General features: G+C 54.7%; 16 protein-coding genes and 1 pseudogene. 6 read left to right on the top strand and 11 right to left on the bottom strand.

The genetic code is table 11. From position 1 onward, the window contains the following. Positions 1–75: 75 nt before the first annotated feature. From K5K95_RS26395 to K5K95_RS26405, 3 genes are all read right to left on the bottom strand, one after another. Entirely contained in the window at positions 76–1,428 is a 1,353-nt protein-coding gene (locus tag K5K95_RS26395) for a DUF1329 domain-containing protein (protein WP_222586812.1), read from the bottom strand. A 24-nt stretch (positions 1,429–1,452) separates the two neighbouring features. After that, complete coding sequence (locus K5K95_RS26400) at positions 1,453–3,105, bottom strand: DUF1302 domain-containing protein (RefSeq protein ID WP_222590436.1); 1,653 nt, start codon at positions 3,103–3,105, stop codon at positions 1,453–1,455. Positions 3,106–3,212: 107 nt separating this feature from the next. After that, positions 3,213–3,671: a GlcG/HbpS family heme-binding protein gene (locus K5K95_RS26405; protein WP_222586813.1), complete on the bottom strand. Its 459-nt coding sequence runs from the start codon at positions 3,669–3,671 to the stop codon at positions 3,213–3,215. A 392-nt stretch (positions 3,672–4,063) separates the two neighbouring features. Here K5K95_RS26405 and K5K95_RS26410 point away from each other — a divergent pair, with 392 nt between their 5' ends. Next, positions 4,064–4,750, top strand: coding sequence for a GntR family transcriptional regulator (locus K5K95_RS26410; protein ID WP_222586814.1), 687 nt, complete (start codon positions 4,064–4,066; stop codon positions 4,748–4,750). 140 nt (positions 4,751–4,890) lie between these two features. Here the strand turns inward: K5K95_RS26410 and K5K95_RS26415 are convergent, their stop codons facing one another. From K5K95_RS26415 to K5K95_RS26425, 3 genes are all read right to left on the bottom strand, one after another. Further along, positions 4,891–6,528 carry a bifunctional 3-(3-hydroxy-phenyl)propionate/3-hydroxycinnamic acid hydroxylase gene (locus tag K5K95_RS26415; protein WP_222586815.1) on the bottom strand — a complete coding sequence of 546 codons (1,638 nt, stop codon included), beginning with the start codon at positions 6,526–6,528 and terminating at the stop codon, positions 4,891–4,893. Positions 6,529–6,654: 126 nt separating this feature from the next. Beyond that, positions 6,655–7,215 (bottom strand): VOC family protein, encoded by a 561-nt coding sequence (locus tag K5K95_RS26420; protein WP_222586816.1) that lies wholly within the window; start codon positions 7,213–7,215, stop codon positions 6,655–6,657. A 41-nt stretch (positions 7,216–7,256) separates the two neighbouring features. After that, the gene (locus tag K5K95_RS26425; RefSeq protein WP_222586817.1) at positions 7,257–8,108 is read right to left on the bottom strand and encodes a fumarylacetoacetate hydrolase family protein; all 852 of its coding nucleotides are present in this window, start codon (positions 8,106–8,108) and stop codon (positions 7,257–7,259) included. 125 nt (positions 8,109–8,233) lie between these two features. Between K5K95_RS26425 and K5K95_RS26430 the strand changes: the two genes are divergently transcribed. The 4 genes from K5K95_RS26430 (at position 8,234) to K5K95_RS26445 (ending at position 11,240) form a co-directional block, all read left to right on the top strand. Continuing rightward, positions 8,234–8,815: an amino acid synthesis family protein gene (locus K5K95_RS26430; protein ID WP_222586818.1), complete on the top strand. Its 582-nt coding sequence runs from the start codon at positions 8,234–8,236 to the stop codon at positions 8,813–8,815. 68 nt (positions 8,816–8,883) lie between these two features. Next, positions 8,884–9,999 carry an alcohol dehydrogenase catalytic domain-containing protein gene (locus tag K5K95_RS26435; protein ID WP_222586819.1) on the top strand — a complete coding sequence of 372 codons (1,116 nt, stop codon included), beginning with the start codon at positions 8,884–8,886 and terminating at the stop codon, positions 9,997–9,999. A 179-nt stretch (positions 10,000–10,178) separates the two neighbouring features. Next, positions 10,179–10,619 (top strand): cupin domain-containing protein, encoded by a 441-nt coding sequence (locus K5K95_RS26440; RefSeq protein WP_223530927.1) that lies wholly within the window; start codon positions 10,179–10,181, stop codon positions 10,617–10,619. Between the two features lie 33 nt (positions 10,620–10,652). Next, positions 10,653–11,240: an NADPH-dependent FMN reductase gene (locus K5K95_RS26445; protein WP_222586821.1), complete on the top strand. Its 588-nt coding sequence runs from the start codon at positions 10,653–10,655 to the stop codon at positions 11,238–11,240. Between the two features lie 145 nt (positions 11,241–11,385). On the opposite strand, the gene K5K95_RS26450 is transcribed toward K5K95_RS26445, so the two are convergent. The 5 genes from K5K95_RS26450 to K5K95_RS26470 all read right to left on the bottom strand — a co-directional run bounded on the left by K5K95_RS26450 (position 11,386) and on the right by K5K95_RS26470 (position 16,749). Next, positions 11,386–12,771, bottom strand: a complete 1,386-nt coding sequence (locus tag K5K95_RS26450; protein ID WP_222586822.1) for a GntP family permease — start codon at positions 12,769–12,771, stop codon at positions 11,386–11,388. 295 nt (positions 12,772–13,066) lie between these two features. Continuing rightward, positions 13,067–13,912 (bottom strand): amidohydrolase family protein, encoded by an 846-nt coding sequence (locus K5K95_RS26455; protein WP_222586823.1) that lies wholly within the window; start codon positions 13,910–13,912, stop codon positions 13,067–13,069. Between the two features lie 28 nt (positions 13,913–13,940). Further along, positions 13,941–15,230, bottom strand: a complete 1,290-nt coding sequence (locus K5K95_RS26460) for an MFS transporter (RefSeq protein WP_222586824.1) — start codon at positions 15,228–15,230, stop codon at positions 13,941–13,943. A gap of 135 nt (positions 15,231–15,365) precedes the next feature. Further along, entirely contained in the window at positions 15,366–16,097 is a 732-nt protein-coding gene (locus tag K5K95_RS26465) for a GntR family transcriptional regulator (RefSeq protein WP_222586825.1), read from the bottom strand. A gap of 367 nt (positions 16,098–16,464) precedes the next feature. Next, a complete protein-coding gene (locus K5K95_RS26470; RefSeq protein WP_222586826.1) occupies positions 16,465–16,749 on the bottom strand; it encodes a hypothetical protein in 285 nt (94 codons plus the stop codon). Here K5K95_RS26470 and K5K95_RS26475 point away from each other — a divergent pair. Beyond that, positions 16,717–16,815: pseudogene (locus K5K95_RS26475) on the top strand (aldehyde dehydrogenase family protein); the annotation flags it as partial. The gene K5K95_RS26470 and the pseudogene K5K95_RS26475 sit on opposite strands and share 33 nt — an antisense overlap. Between the last annotated feature and the right edge of the window lie 31 nt (positions 16,816–16,846).

Below are 16,846 nucleotides of genomic sequence, written 5' to 3' on the forward strand. Positions count from 1 at the left end.
TGATGCAGTTCTGTGGACGCCGCGTCAGTGGCACGGCGTCCACAGAATTCAAATGTGAACATGCTGTTGCGAGGTTCAGCGCACCGAGCCGGACGCTACCGAGTTACCGGTAAAGAAGTTCTCGGGCTTGCGCGATATGACGCTATAAGTTTCGCCGTTCAGGCTTTGCACGACGCTGTACGTCTTGGCTTGCAGGTTGTAGATCACCACCGGTTTCACCACCACCGCCGGGATCGAAGGCACAACGAATGGAAGCACTTGGGAGACACGCCACAGTTTGCCTTCGGCGTCGTACCCATCCACAAGCGAAACCGTCCAGCTGTCTTCATCAATGAAGAATTTGCGCTTTGGTACGGCATGGCGTTTGCCTGGGGCGACAGTGGCCTCAAGCTCCCATACACGATGCAGCTCCCAGCGCACCTTGTCGGGATTGAGGTGGTTGGCCACAAAGGCATCGTCGCGTTTTTCTGCGTTGAATTTGTTGTCGTTGTACGGGATGTACAGCTCTTTTTTGCCTACCAGCTTCCATTCGTAGCGATCCGGGTGACCGATGAAGCCATGTACTTCATCAAAATAGTTGGCGCCTGAAGCCACAAAATCCGGGGTGTCATAACCAACGGTAGGCGCACGGCGCACGCGGCGTTGGCCTACTAAGTATTGCCACGCTTCTCGCGGCTCTTGCGCATTTATGCTGTCGTGGGTCACCAGCGACTCACCGGCCTTGAACGGCGGCTCGTTAGTCAAAAATCGCAGCAGGGCATATTGCCCTGACCACTTATCGGCGCTCCCGTCTTTGTAGTAATACGGGTACTGCCAATTCTCCACACCACGGCTGGCCAGAGTCCGAGTTCCATCCGCATTGCCAATGACGTTGGCATACCCCATCTGAATGGATTCCGCTTCTACCCGCAGCAGGAAATTCCAGATCACCTCATTGCCGGTTTTAGGGATCGGGAATGGGATGCCGCCATAGCACCCCTCCACCGACAGTCCGTTGCTGGTCGTCTTACAGCGGGTCGCATTGGCAAACGTGTTTTGATAAATGCTGTCAGGTGCCGCGGCCGTACGATGAGTCGGGTAAATATCCAGATGGAAGGTGTCGGGATATTTCGCCAGCAAGGCTTTCGTGCCTTCATTCAACTTGTCCGCGTACTGCGCCGCATTCTTCGCGGTAATCTGCAACAGCGGCTTCTCACCAGGGAACGGATCGGCTGGCATATCGCCGGATTTTGCCCCGGCCACCTCCTTGGTCAGTCCGCCTGTCCAAGCGGGAATGGAACCATCAGCATTACCAGCTTTTTCGGCGCCCATGGGGGTCAAAGTGGTCTTGAGCTTCGCCGCCTCGTCGGGACTTACGGCTGCGAATGCGGTGCTAGCGCACATTGAGATAGACAGGGTGGAAAGCAGTAGCAGTTTAATTTTTGTCATTATCAGGGCCCGCCTGTTCTTTGCTTAAAAGGTTCGCTGGATCGAGAACGCCACGAAATCTCTGTCTTTCATGTTTTGCTGGTAGGTGAACGAGTTGGAGGAGTTGATGACTGGCCCCGCCTCACCAAAGAAATTGGTGTAGCTCAGCGAGGCGTACCATTGCTTCTTGTAATCAGCCTTGAGACCCAGGGTTAAGTCACCGCCATGCTCCGGGCCAAATGCTTGAGGCGTAACTGAAGATCGTCCGGACGGGTTGTAGCCAAGAGTGATCGGGGCTTGAACGTCGATCCCGGGAAAGACCTGGAAGTATTGAGGTTCAAAGGTAAAACGCAGCGCGAAGGCATCGCGAGTGGTATTCGGATCAAGTTGGTCGGCATTTTTGGTCACGCTCAACCGCCGGTTGAAAGCCAGCTCACCGATGAACGAAGCGCCGTCCCACAGTGCCGATCCGCCGTAGACATTGACCACTGACACCTGAGCATGCCAAGAGCGACCAATGGGGTAAGCCGGGTTGGAATCATTGTCGGAATCCAGGCCGGTAATGATGGTGCCGCCAACACCCGCCAGCGGGGTGTCGAGCCGGATTGATGTTTCACCGGCAATGTTCGCTTCGCCGACCAAGGTGCTGAAACTTGCGCCAAAGACTTTGATGTCCTCGGGATAAACGTTGACGAAAGTGTCATCTGCTCCAGGCACCAGTGCTGCTGGTCGGAAGTAAAACACCGGTGTTTTTTCGTGATACTTAGCCGCGTATAGACCGAACTCCCAGTCTTCGATAGCGAATTTCAGCTGAGCGCCAAACTGGCCTGAGTCCTTGGCATCAATGTCCTTGCCGTGAAGTAGCGCACCAGTAGGGAAAAATACACGTTCGCCTCCTTCGCCGACAAAGTCCGCACCGCTGAAGTAGCTCCCTGCTGCAGGAAGACGAGTTTTGTTCCACTCAAATTGGTAATAGGCACCGACACTGACCGAATCGCTCAACTGCCAGTTGCCCGAGACCTGCTTCGTCGGCATCAGAATCTCTTTGAACTGGGAGCCGGGTACCGACTGCAGCTTCACCAGGTCAACGGTGGATTGCGCATTTGCAATACCGTTGGCACCGAAGAAAAGGCTTTCACCGTAAATTTGGGTGAACTGCCCCAATCTGGCAGACAACGAAGTGCTGCCGATTTCCTTCGAGCCATAGATGAAGGCATCGAGGATTTCAGTGTTCGTTTCGTGGATCCGACGCGTGTCGCTGGTGAACTGATCGTGATCGACGCTCACCGAGTTCGCCGTAGCCGGTGAATCGTTATCGTTGTCATGACTGTAAACATTGTCGTACCAGGAGGCCGCACTGAGACGGGCACCGACATCCTTGTACTTGATGTCGAACTCGGACAGGAGATCCAGACGATTGGATATGAGCCCACGATCGAAGTTTCGGTCGCCGTCATCCAGATTTGGATTACTGTTGGAAGTGCCTGGGCCGGCCGCAACCTTGTGATCCAGCTTGTTCACACGCCATGCATTGCTGTATTTGATCGTGTTGTCCCAAGTCGCCGAAAGGTCGGGGTTACCAGTATCGATTTGGAAGGCTTGCGATTGAGTAGAAAGACTCAACAGCGCCATTGCGCTGACTGCACAGGCGATGCTTGAAACCGGCAACGGGCAGAGCCGCTGGTTAGCTGTTTTCATGAAGATGTTCCTGATTTTTTTGTTTTTGTAAAAGGTCATCAACTCGCACCATCAGCTGCGAATACATCTGCGTACTGCGTGGTGCTGTCGGCTTCTTTCTTAACCACTTACCGTCCCTGATGAGCTGCCAGCGCTTGTAAGCCCGTCTCCACAAGGACGATGTCCAGCTGAGATTTCAACCCGCTGACAGCAAACCCTCCTATGACCTCGCCCTCGACAACGATTGGAAGCCCCCCTTCGATGGGGAAGACCCCATGGATCATCGAAGCGCCAGATCTGCCTTCGGCGACCATGTCCTCAAAAAACTTCGTCGGTCGGCGTGTGACAGCTGCGCTGCGGGCCTTTTCAATGGCGGTTTGGACAGACGAGACGGATGCGCCATCAAGCTTTCTAAACGTCATGAGGCAGCCCGCCTCGTCAACCACGGCCATGGAAACCTTCCAGTTTTCCCGGGTGGCTTTTTCCATGGAGGCCACAAGCATCAATTCGGCGTCAGCCAACTCGAGTACCCGCTTCGTTTTCATCACGCCCCTCTTGAACCTATGGTTTGTGGTCAGCCTATACATGACTCATTCATGCATAAAAACATGTTTACTGCACTACGAATCACTTTGTGCACAAAACGTAATCCTGGGCAAATTTAAAGTCAAGGAGATTCTCCAACGCATTTTTTGCTACATGGATAAGGCGAAACGGGAAAAAGGCATCCGATGCCAACCGACTGGGGGATGTTTCAAAGGACGGAATATTCTGAAATCAACCTAGAGAGGTGGATCTGGGAGGGGCGCAGGCGGGAGCAATAGAGGCGCAGGTGAATCAAAGCTGCTCACAGAGTGGCCAACGATTCTTCGCATGCGGCTCGGGAAAATTTACGCGCAATTCACGCACACATCCTTTGCACTAAAGGATGTTTTGCGCATAAAATTGATTTAGTGCAAATTTTAGGATGACTCCGACCATGATCACCTCCCCCGGCAGCCCGCTGATCGATGTCGCGTTGACGAAGATGAAAAAGGCGATTGTTTGTTGCGAGCTGGCCCCGGGCGAAAAGCTCAAAGTGGCCGAACTGTCCAAAACGTATGGACTCAGTAGCTCCCCCATTCGTGAAGCCCTCAATCGACTGACTCAGGACGGTGTCGTCGAAGCCAGCGATAACAAGGGGTTCAGGGTCGCGCCGATTTCTACGACAGACTTTCGCGACATTACGCGATTGCGCTGCCTGCTCGAATGCGAAGCACTAAGCGATGCCATCCAGTATGGCGACGATGCCTGGGAAGCCGATGTACTGGGTGCGTTTCACCGCCTCAATCTGATTGAGAAAAAACTCGGAAGCGGTGTGCTCGTGCTCGATGATGAGTGGTCTATCCGGCATAAGGCTTTCCACTTTGCGCTGTTCTCGGCCAGCCCGTCACCGTTGCTGCTGAAAATGGTGGACTCCCTTTTTGACCGGGCAGAACGCTACAGACGTTTTTCAGCCAAGCAACGGATCACACCAAGGCACAAGGGCAATGAGCATCAAGAACTGATGGATGCTGCGCTTGCACGCGATTCAGACAAAGCGGTGACGCTCTTGCGCAATCACATCCAAGGCACTTTGGGCCGAACTGTCGAAGCTATCGAACGCCAACAAGCCACGCTCCAATAACTGAATCGATAGCCTGTCGCCCCCCCCATTCGGGGCGACACTCGAGTTCTCAGCGTCGAATTCAAACTCAAAAAAAACCTTCGCATCACAACCGCTTTCGTGGACAGTGCAACGCGAAGGCTCTACAGCCCCTTGCAGGTTTACGCCTGCGCAAACCTGATTGTCGTGTCGCAAGCTCCGCCGCTACTTTGCCTAGCCTGTTCAGGATCCTTGCACCACAAGGCAAGTTCCATTCCCTCAAGCATCTCCATCGCCCAGGCGACGGTGACCGCCCCGCCGTAAACGTAGTGATCCGGCCTCACAATGACCACATTGCAGCCTCGACGCTCAAGCCATTGCGTCAGTACGCCGTCGACCTCTTCATAATCATCAACAGCGCGTGAGCCAGACTGTTGGTCGTTGACCAACCTCACGACCTGGATAGGCAGGCCTTTAAGCGATTGACTACTGCGCAGGCATCTCAGTAGCGCGCTGGCGTCGAACCCTGGCGCAATGACCACTCGAAAGGATTGGCCGGTAAACTCATCCAGGAGTGCCTTCTTACCCGCATGGTTGATCACCATCGGTTGCGGAAACAGCTCGCCGGCAGGTGGAACATTGGCGACAAAGCCTTGGTTCAGGCCAGGAATCAGCGATTGCCTGATGGTGCCTCCCGGGTTTTCCTCCATCTGCTGAATCAAGCGCGCATCCCGGATAGCGGCTTTCTCGCTGTCACGCTCGCAAATGACACCACCGAACTCTTTTGCCGCCATCGTGGTTTGACGGACATGAGGAATACGCTCGGTCTGGTAGGTATTCAGGAATGCCGGAGCAGCCAGGCCTCCTTTAACAAGCGCTAGTTTCCAGACCAGATTCAATGCGTCGCGAATCCCTTGGCACATGCCTTGTGCCAGAAAGGGGGGCGTCATGTGCGCTGCGTCTCCGAGGAAAAACACCCGGTCGGACTTCCACTGCTCCAGAATCAGAGCATGGAATCGGTAGGCAGACGCACGCCACAGCTGATAGTCGCCCTCAGGCAACCAACGGGCGATCAGCTTTTTGATCGCTTCGGGTTGTGAGATTTCCGTCGGCTGTTCGTCAGGGTTAATCATGAACTCCCAACGTCGATGCTGACCCGGCCCGACGACAAAGGTACATGGCCTGGCCAACTCGCAAAATTGCACGTTGGTCTTTGGTAGATGCTCTCCCGCCCCTTCGTTGAGGATTACGTCAACCACGAGCCATGGCTCGTCGAAGGCTAGATCCTCCATTTTCAACCCTAAGCGAGTGCGGATTGGACTGGTGCCTCCGTCACACGCCAACACATAGTCCGCAGTGACTGTACGCTCGATTCCATCCTTCGCCTGGATGCGAACAACCGCTTGTGAACCGTTGGAATCTACCGACAAAACCTCTGAACCGAGTTCCACGGTGACGGACTTCATATCCGCAATCTTACTGCGCAGGGCGCGCTCGACGGGAGGCTGTGAGAAGACATAATTAGGCGCCCAACCCAGCGGATAGGGAGGTTTGGCGGCATCAATACGTTTGATCAGCTGAGAGCCTGTAGTGCGGTACTCAGAGGGACGATAAGGCATGACATGTTCGGCAATGTCATCGGCCAAACCAATGTTGCCGAATACACGCATCACTTCGTGATCAAAACCCATAGCCCTAGGATTGGTGTACACCGTTTCGGACTTATCCACGACGAGAGCGGTTAGCCCCCACATGCCGGCGAGATTTGCGCACAGAGCACCCACTGGCCCCATTCCAACAATGATGACATCGTAGTCCATCGTCTACTCCGCTTTTTGTTTTTATCTATTGCGACTTCCGGTTGATGAACTGACTTGCTCACGCCCATCAACCAGACTTCAACACCGAAAGAATCGGAACGGGCTATTCACCCCTTCCCTGCGCCATCAATTGATTCGAACTCGCTGCTCTTCGATCTTCGACCGAATTGAGTCCATCCATTGCTCACGAGTCTGGAAGCCAGGACGGCGTCTGCACATGGCTTCGGTCTGGGCCAGAATGACTTCAGTCGGTAACTCCAAATCAAGTGGTTCTTTACAGGGTTGTGCGGTGTAAAACGGCGCATCGACATACATTTCGATTGGGTTGCCTTCAGGGTCTTTGAAGTACATCGACCAGGCGTTCCCATGATCCACCTGAGCAATCCCTTCAATTCCGCTTTTTTTGGCGAATTGGTAGTACGTCTTCAAGTCATCCAGCGAATTCAGTAAAAACGACAGCTGATTGATCGGGTTGAAAGGTAAGTCGACAGGCTTACCGTCAAATAGCACGACTTGGTGATGCAACTCAGGGTTCTGCGTCATGAAAAACAACCGATGCCCTGTTGACGCGACACCTTTGTCACTCACGATGAAGCCGAGAGTACGGCAGTAGAAGTCGACCATGCGATCGAGGTCAGCACAAAACACGCCGGAGTGGGTGAAATTGATTGTAGGTAACGCGGGCATTTGGAACCTCCAGTTTCTTATGATTGTGTAGAGGGCAACGCTTAGGCTTCGTCAATAACGCCGTTCGATAGCGTTCCGATCTCGGTGATCACCACTTCGAAAACATCACCGGGCTTCAGAAAAATGGGTGGATTTCTCTTAAAGCCGATCCCGCTCGGTGTACCGGTTGCCAAAATGTCGCCCGGGTTCCATGGCAGTGCCTTTGAGACGTACGAAATCAAATGCGGAATGTCGAAGGCCAACTCCGAAAGACTGCCTTCCTGCAGTTGCTCGCCATTAAGTACCCCCCGCACAACCAGCTTACGGTAATCGGGAATTTCTGAAGCCGGAACCAGCCATGGGCCTAGCGCACCGGTTTTTCTGAAAGTCTTGCCCATACCGTACTGGTGCGTATGGAACTGCCAATCGCGGACGCTGGCATCGTTGAAGCAGGTGTAACCCGCAACGTGATCCATCGCGTTCACCGGATCGATATGTGCACCACCTTTCCCGATCACAACCGCCAATTCGGCTTCGAAGTCAAATTGCTCAGAGACTTGGGGTCTTACCAAGGGTTCGCCGTGGGGCAAAAGAGTTTCGGCGAACCGCTGAAAAATCACTGGGAACTCGCCGACCTTTCGGCCCGCTTCTTCAGCGTGAGCAACATAGTTAATGCCTACGCAAATCACCTTTCCAGGGTTGGGGATTACTGACTCCAACTGGATACTCGAGAATGGGTAATCAGGCTGCGCAGCATCAAGGATCTTGCGCGCCTCCTGAAGCAAGGACGGATTGCTCAGAAATGTCGCGAGATCTCGAACCTCCGAGAAACGGTTGGTCAGCTCAACCACTCCATCACCGGACACGGCACCGAAATGGGCTTCTCCTTCTTTACGGTACGAAATTAGCTTCATCTTACCTCTCCTATTTTTGTGCATAAAAACTAACTTCTTGCACCATACATCATTAAATGCATAATGCAAAAGGCCGGTTAAAAAAAATAGCGAGCCCATGAGGCTCTCGGTTCTGGAGGTTACGCATGTCGCTAGTGATGGTTCGTAAGATCAAACTGGACATAGAAGAAGTGTTCCATGAGGGCGGGCCGCGCTCATCAGTCCCACTCAGGATTGCGGTAGCAACCGCCGTGGTCGCCAATCCCTACGCAGGCAAATATGTAGAAGACCTACTGCCGTTTATGCAGGAATTGAGAATTTTAGGCGCACAACTATCCGAGCAACTGATCCATGCGCTGGGTGGTGCAAAGCACGTCCAGGCTTACGGCAAGGGTGCAATCGTCGGTGAAGATGGCGAGCTCGAGCACGGCGCGGTCTGGCACGAAGCGGGCGGCTGGGCAATGCGCGAAGCACTCGGCAATCCGAAGGCGATCGTGCCAGCGGCGAAGACCATCGGCGGCCCAGGTTGCCGGGTCATGATTCCGTTGGGGCACATACAGGCGGCCTATGTTCGTAGCCACTTCGGCGTAGCTGAGATGACCGTATGGGACGGCCCTCGCCGTGGGGAAATTGCATTTGGCCTAGCTATGGCAACAGGCGGCCGGATCCATGCACGATTGGGTGGATTGGCTGCCTCCGAAGTGAAGGGCGAAGACGGATTGCGTTAGTACCTATGATTTAAAGCGTGCTCCAAGGTTACGTAACACTACAAAAACAATATGTGTTGGAGAACATCATGACTGCAAAAACTATGCGCGCCGCTCGCCTGTATGAAGGCGGCAAACCCATGGTCATCGAGCAAGTAGCCGTACCCGAGATTCGTCCGACCGAAGTGCTGGTTAAGGTCAAGGCCTGCGGTATCGTGCCGAATCTGCACAACATCCTCACCAACTGGGTCAAATGGTTTCCACAGAGTCCGCTGCCTAAGCTCCCTGCCATTTTCGGTCTGGATCCATCAGGTGTCGTCGAAGCCGTCGGTTCTCAGGTCTACGACTTCAAGATCGGCGACCGGGTTTACGTCAACCCGGGCCGGCACTGCGGTTCGTGCCGTGCCTGTCGCGCGGGAAACACCATTGCCTGTACCGCCTACACCTTCAATGGCTACTTCGGGTTTACTGCCAAAAGCCCGCGGATGTTCGAAGACTACCCTTACGGCGGACTTTGCGAGTACATCCCTGCGCCGCAATACAGCTTGGTCAAACTGCCCGATAACCTCAGCTTCGAAACCGCTGCACGTCTGGGGTATCTGGGAACCGCCTACAAAGCATTGCTAAAGGCCAACGTTGGCCCCACCAGCACCGTGCTCATCAACGGGATCAGCGGGACACTTGGCCTTGGCGCCGTCGCCCTAGCGCTAGCCATGGGCGCTCGTAAAATCCTCGGTACCGCCAGAAACCAGGATCTATTCCAAAAGGTAAAAGACCTAGCAGCCCCGGGTCGGATCGAAATTCACACGCTCGGCGCAATACCTACAAACGAGTGGGTAAGTGAAGTGACCCACGGCGAAGGTGTTGATGTCGTCATAGATGCATTGGGCCCAGGTGCGCCGCATGAGAGCCTGACTCAAGCTCTTAAATCAATCCACCGCGGCGGGCATCTGGTTAATATCGGCGCCATCGCAGGCGACGTCCCCATCGATCTTCACTGGATCATGGACAACGATATCCAGATCAGCGGGTCAGCCTGGTTCACAGCCGGACAAGGGCAAGCCATGGCTGACATGGTGGAGTCCGGTGTGCTGGATCTTTCATTTTTTGAAAATACGGCTTTCAAGCTAGAAGACGTCAACAACGCGATTACCGGTATCGAAAACCGCCATGGCGGCTTCAGCAACTACGTCATTTGTCCTTGACGCACGCAGCGAGTGGAGCGGTTCGCCCTCCCCTCGCTGCCTCTTTGACTTCTCGTTGAGTAATCCAAATGAAGATAAGAAGAATCGTGACCGGTCACGACGAACAAGGGAACTCCGTGTTCGTTTCAGATGACTACGCCCCAAGAACTCAATCTTTTGCCTCAATCCCTGGACATGCCATGGCGCAGTTGTGGGCGACCCCAGCAAATCCGGTACGCCTCGAGCAGGAACGTGATCCCACGCTAGGCAACTCTTCACTGATTCCTCCTCAGGGCGGTACCAGCATCGCCATGTTCGATTTCCCACCGGACTCGGTGATGCAGAACCCCGTCGATGGTGTGCGGGCCTATGAAGAGTTGGGGGCGGCTCTGCCTGGCTTGATCGAAAGCTTTGAACCGGAAAATCCGGGTATGCACACCACGGCCACCATCGATTACGGAATCATTCTGGAGGGCGAGATGTGGCTGGAGCTGGATAACGGTCAAAGTCGTCTCGTAAAGGCGGGAGACATCGTTATTCAAAATGGCACACGACACGCGTGGCGAAACAAAAGTGAGGGGATTGCCCGAGCATTGTTTGTGATGATCGGCGTGTCATCTCCAGAGAAACAGGTCGTGTAGTTTTTTGATTATCCATCTCTCTGAAGGATTTTTATGGCCACTGTCGCTCATCGTCTACTCGGTATTTCAGGCAGCCTGCGTTCACAATCAACCAATACAGCGGTACTCAAGACCCTCTCCAATCGGTTGGGCCATCAGGTAGAAATGAGTCTCTTCGCACTGAATGAGATCCCCCTTTACAATTCAGATCTTGAAGCGCAGATGCTGCCTGCTTCGGTGGCGGTGCTGAAAGATGCTATCGCACAAGCCGATGGCTTGATCATCTGCTCACCTGAATACAACTACGGCACTTCCGGCGTGCTGAAAAATGCACTGGATTGGGCATCTCGCCCGGGCTTTAACTCACCGTTGAAAAATAAACCCGTGCTCATCATGACGTCTTCACCAGGCGTGCTTGGCGGGGTGCGCGCCCAGGCACAATTGAGAGAGACGCTATCAGCGACCCTTTCCAGAGTCATTCGCGGCCCTCAGATAGTCATTCCGAGTGTCAATGAAAAGATCCAGGACGGCAGCTTCATTGATGAAAAAACGATTGAGTTCATGCTTGCCGCCGTTGATGACTTGATTAGTGAAATCAAAGCAGCCTCGTACAAGGCTATCCGAGACGATACCAATACCTAAGTCTATTCACTCGTCGTGTTTTAACAAAAAAGGCCCTCACGGGCCTTTTTGTACTCAAATCAAAATCACTCGGTTAGCCAGGATTCAACGGTCGCGGAGCCGTGTTCCGCTTTCCATTCTTTACTGCCAGGGAACAGATCCTGACTCAAGTCACCGTGACAGCCGCATTCAACATCAACACCACAATCAAACCGACCACGGCTACGATGGATTGAACCACCGAAATGGTCTTGGTGGCTTCGCCCATAGTCATGCCGAAGGATTCCTTCACCATCCAGAAGCCCGCATGGTTCGCATAGTTGAAGAACAGCGAGCCGCAGCCTATGGACAAGGCAAGCAGAGGCAGGTTGAGGCTGGGATCAGCACCTGCAAGCGGCGCCAGCAAGCCAGCAGCACCAACGATGCCTACAGTGGCAGAACCGGTAGATACCGAGAGCAACATGGCGATCAACCAACCCAAGATCAGCGGAGGAAACGCAGACTGCTGAGTCAGGTGCACAATGGCATCGCCCACCTTGGCGCTGGTCAGCAGCTCCTGAAAGGCACCACCGCCGGCGATGATCATGATGATTGAGGCGATTGGCTTGAGGCTCTTGCCCAGGGAGTCGCGCAATTGCCCCGCATCGCCGCCCCGTGCGAGTACCAGACTTGCCCCTGCGAACAGCACGCCCAGGAGCATGGCTATCAGGGGATTGCCCAGGAAACTAGCTATTTTCAGGATCGCATTGTCCTTGGGTAATACCATCTCAGCGACGGCATGAATCAGCATCAGGATCGCCGGCAGCAAGGCTGCCAGCACGCCAAGGCATATGCTGGTGCTTGGTTGATCGTCGGCTTTTTCAGCCAGGGTGAACTGATCCAGCAAAACCTGATCGGGCCGAGTGCTCATGCGCGGCGAAATGAATGCGCCATAAAGCGGGCCGCCTAAAATCATTGCAGGAATAGCCGCAAGGAAGCCATAGAGCATTGTGGGCCCAACCGAGGTTTTGAGCGCGGCGATGGCCGTCAAGGGGCCAGGGTGCGGCGGTACCATCCCATGCATGGCTGCAAGTGCCGCAATCACCGGAACACCCACATACACATACGCTGAACCTTTGAAGCGAGCCTGGCTTTCCAGCTTTCGCGCCACGCTGAATATCAGCGGCAGCATGATCACCAAGCCCACCTCGAAAAACATCGGAATGCCAATTACAAATGCAACCATCATCATGGCCCAAGGAATCATCCGATCCGATGTTCGCTTGAGGATGACCTCCGCGATCTGCTCTGTGACGCCTGCGTCAGCAAGAATTTTGCCTAGCATCGCTCCAAGCGCGATTACGACCCCTACTGCCCCCAGTGTCTTTCCGGCGCCGGTGATCAAGTGGGAGACGATGGTTTCTGGCTCCATACTGGTTGCAAAGCCAACGCCAACGGAAACTACTAGCAGGGCCAGGAGCGGGTGCATTTTGAGACGCGACACGATGAGCCCCACCAGCACCAGGACGCTCACCAATGCGGTCAGTAAGAGGTCTACATCTAAGGGAGTCATGAAAGGATCTCGGTTGGGCTGGCGCTCAAACTGCACTCAGATTTGAAAGAGAAGTTTGAAACCGTAACGCCTGTCGGCGCACGTGATAAACCAAACATCGTTTGGGGGCTTTTAACTTCGGCATTGGATGACGTGTTCATGGAAACCACTCTCTTGTAATTGGAATAGCTGCTATTACGCAGAACTTCTCGATGCGGCACGAGAGGTTTGACTGCAACGTCGCACTTTGAACGTTCTGTATGTATTCGTTTAAATGGGTGAGATGAATGGTCATCGGCAAATGCAGACGTAAGTTTCAGCCTTCGCCTTTTGCAAAACCGAATAACCTTCGAGGGGCTTGCACCAGCAACGAATAGCTAACCTGCGTCGAACACTCCAAGGCTTGCAACTGATCGACTACGGTGCTGAAACCGATGCTTTGCTCATGCTGCGTATGCGGCCAGTCGCTGCCCCACACCAACTGGCGAAGGCCGAAACTTTGTTCCAGCAGCGGTAATGCCATTCGAGCGAAATTGATGTTCTGCTGCGGCGTACCTCCCAAACGATAGATTCCCGATACCTTCATCCAGATCGAACCTTTCGATCCCAACTCCAGTAACTCGCAAAACCCGGGCTGTTCGACGCCCGAATTGGCATCCGGCCGACCAAAGTGATCAATCACCAACTTCAAACCAAACGGCGTCAATTGATGGATCAGTCCCGGCAGATCCTTTACCTCCCGATGCAACTCGACATGCCAGTCAAGATCAGCAATGTGGCTGAAAAACTCTCTCCAGGCACTGTTACGAAAATCAGGTAACGCCTTACCCATCAGGTTCAAGCGAACGCCGACCACGCCCATCTGATCCATGTCATTCAACATGGCGCGACTGACGCCTGGCTCCAGCACAACCACGCCTCGCAACTGCTGCGGCGCTTGTCTCAACGCCGCCAGCAAGTAGCTATTGTCGGTGCCGAGAAAGCTCGGTTGCACCAATACGCCATGACTCAGGCCATGAGCGTGCAAGTGCGTCAGATACTGCTCAAGCGTGGCGTCGTAATCGGGGGTATAGCGCCGTGCACCGACCAGACATAGATCACGGCTAAACACATGAGCATGGGAGTCGATGCCGGTGATCGGCGTAGAACAGGTGTCAGTCATAGCGTTCATCTATAGAAGGTAAAGGGCATCAGGCCCGCGCACTCTCGTTGCCGTTGACCGTTGCTGGCACCGATGCACTCGAAGCTTCGAGGCTGCGTCCACGGGTTTCCGGCAGACAAAGTGCCGCGATCACCGCCACGCCATAGGCAATCCCGGCGTCGATACCAATCGCAGACCCGAGCGACATGGAGTCGCTCATGTGACCGACCAGGAACGGGAACACCGCGGAAAGCACTCGGCCAAAGTTGTAGCAGAAGCCGACGCCGGCGCCGCGTACGTCTGCCGGGTACAGCTCGTTGAACAACGCGCCGAGGCTCGCTGGAATACCGGCCGCGAAGAAGCCGAGCGGGAACCCCAGGAAGAGCATCTGGGTATTGGTCAGTGGCAGAAACACATAACACTGCACCGTGACCACGCAACACAGCGCGAACAAAACGATATTTTTGCGACGGCCAATCCGGTCGATCAAAAATCCGCTGACAACGCAACCGCACCAGAAGGCCAGGATAATCACCGCTAAATAACCGCCTGAGTTCAACACGGACAAGTTTCGCTCGGTCTTGAGGAACGTTGGCAGCCAGGTCATCACCGCGTGATAGCCACCGTGTGCACCGAGCCCCAACAGACCGCCAAACAACGTCACGCGAATCAGCTCGGGACGAAAAATGCCTGCCAGGGATTTGAAGAAACTCTGCGGGATGGCGTTTTCTTTTTGCAGACGCTGGAAGCTGTCCGGTTCCTCGACGTTGCGACGAACCCAGATGATCAGGAACGACGGCAGCAACCCGACCAGGAACATCACACGCCAGGCCATGTCCTGGGGCACGAAGGTGTAAATCAGCGTAAACACCCCGACCGCCAGCCCCCAACCCACGGCCCAAGCGCTTTGGACAGTGCCCATCACTTTGCCGCGATACTGCGAATTGATGGTTTCGGCCATCAATACCGCACCGGCTGCCCACTCTCCGCCGATGCCGAAACCCTGGAGCGCCTTGACGATCAAGAGCTGGTTAAAACCGGTGACAAACGCGGAGAGAAAGGTAAAAAAGGAGAACCACAAAATCATCCACTGCAGCGTCCGCACCCGGCCGTAGCGGTCGGACAGCGTGCCTCCGACCCAGCCACCAATGGCGGATGTGACCAAGGTGACGCCACTGATCAGCCCCGCGTCGCCCTTGGTCAAGGCGAACGCGGCGATCAACGCTGGAATCGCCAGGCCGAACATTTGTACTTCCAGCGCGTCGAGCGACCATCCGCCGAAGCAGGCCCAAAACGTTTTGCGCTCCCGAGGAGTGATTTGGCGATACCAGCTGAACATGATTCTTATCCTTATAAGTGGAACGGGAGGCAGCCGAGAACAAACCGCGCCGCTACGGGCCAGTTGTGGTAATCAAAACAATGAAATCAGCAACGACCGAGTCGTCGCTGAGCGATCCACTATCCAGGCAAGGGTTTAGCGGATATCCACGCTGTAGCGGAAATGCTCGGCATGTCCGCGAGAGCGTCGCCACTCCAGCGGCGTTCCGGCGTAATCACGCGCCAGGCGCTCAATCACTACTACAGGGCTGTTGATCGGGACTTGCAGCAATCGCGCGTGCACCTCATTCACCGATTCGGCGGTGAGCGTTTCTTCGGCAGACGCGACGACCTGGCCACAAACTTCTTCGTAGATCGGATAAAGCAGTGGCCCTTTGCGGCTCAGGTCGATCTCCAGCAGCGGCTGGAAACGGTTGCGCGGCAGCCAGATTTCTTCGGCGAGTACCGGCTTAACATCCAGCAAACGCACGCGAACAATGCGGATGACAGGTGCGTCGGCAGGCAGCCCTAACGCTTGGGCCACCGCCGAGGGCGCAGCCACCGGTTCGATCGACAGGATACGACTCTCCGGCACCTGGCGTTCGCCGGCAGCGGTCTGAAAACGGAAGAAGCGAAAAAGGGAAGATTGAAACTGTGGCCGGCGAATGAAAGTGCCTCGGCCTTGCTGACGCTCAAGGATGCCCTCACTGACGAGCGCGTCGACCGCTTTGCGCACAGTGCCGGTGGACAGTTGGTACTCCGCCGAAAGCGCGGCTTCGGTGGGAATGGCCTCGCCCGGACGCCAGCGATTGTTGGCGATTTGCTCTGCCAAGTGGTCACGCAGGCGTTGGTAAAGCGGCAGGCGAACATCACTGGATAGAGAATTCATCGACTTTATTCACCTTGTTGTCTAGTCATCTATATGAATATTGTGACGAGTATTTCCCCAGACGACATGGCTGTCAAGAAGAGGCACGGCCTCTTGCTGACGAATGGTGAGCCATCGCCCAGGGAAGCCTACGTCAAGCCAGCTCTGTGATTCGCAATGTCGACTGTCCCAATCCCTTCAAAATCCCAAGCAGATTTTCCTGGCCCAATACTGCATAACCTCGATCACATGGTTCTTTATGACTTGGTTCCCCATCTACCTGGCCAAGGAGCGCGAGGCGGCTTGAGGGGCCCCGCCTGCACAAGCACTACGCCAAAAGGGGGGCGAGCTGTAACCCGCATTAATATCCCCTCCTCCCAAGGTCACATTACGTATCACGCAAGTGATCAAGTCGTTCGTACTGTTCTCGACTAGCCCCGCAGGCAGCAATCGCGCTGAGCAAGCGTCGTCGTGGATTCCAAATCGTCAAACACCAACCGCTGCGCCACTCCTCTCCTAAACTGAAGTACTCGCTCCATGGCTCAAAAACAGGAGTGACGTCTATGCGAAGACGCTCCGCCCTAATGCCCTCAATCCAGTTGAACACCACAAGATCATCCCGATCTTCAAGTCCAAGCACTTCGAGCCAACGGTGCTGGCCGACGCGCAGCATGACGACGAGATCGTACGCCGCGAAGTATTCGGCCCCGAGGTTGCGGTGACCAAATTCACCGATGAAGGCTAGGCGCTGGATTGGGGACTTGCACCGC

The sequence above is a fragment of the Pseudomonas sp. DR48 genome, from assembly GCF_019823085.1.
In the GTDB taxonomy this organism is placed as follows: Bacteria; Pseudomonadota; Gammaproteobacteria; order Pseudomonadales; family Pseudomonadaceae; genus Aquipseudomonas.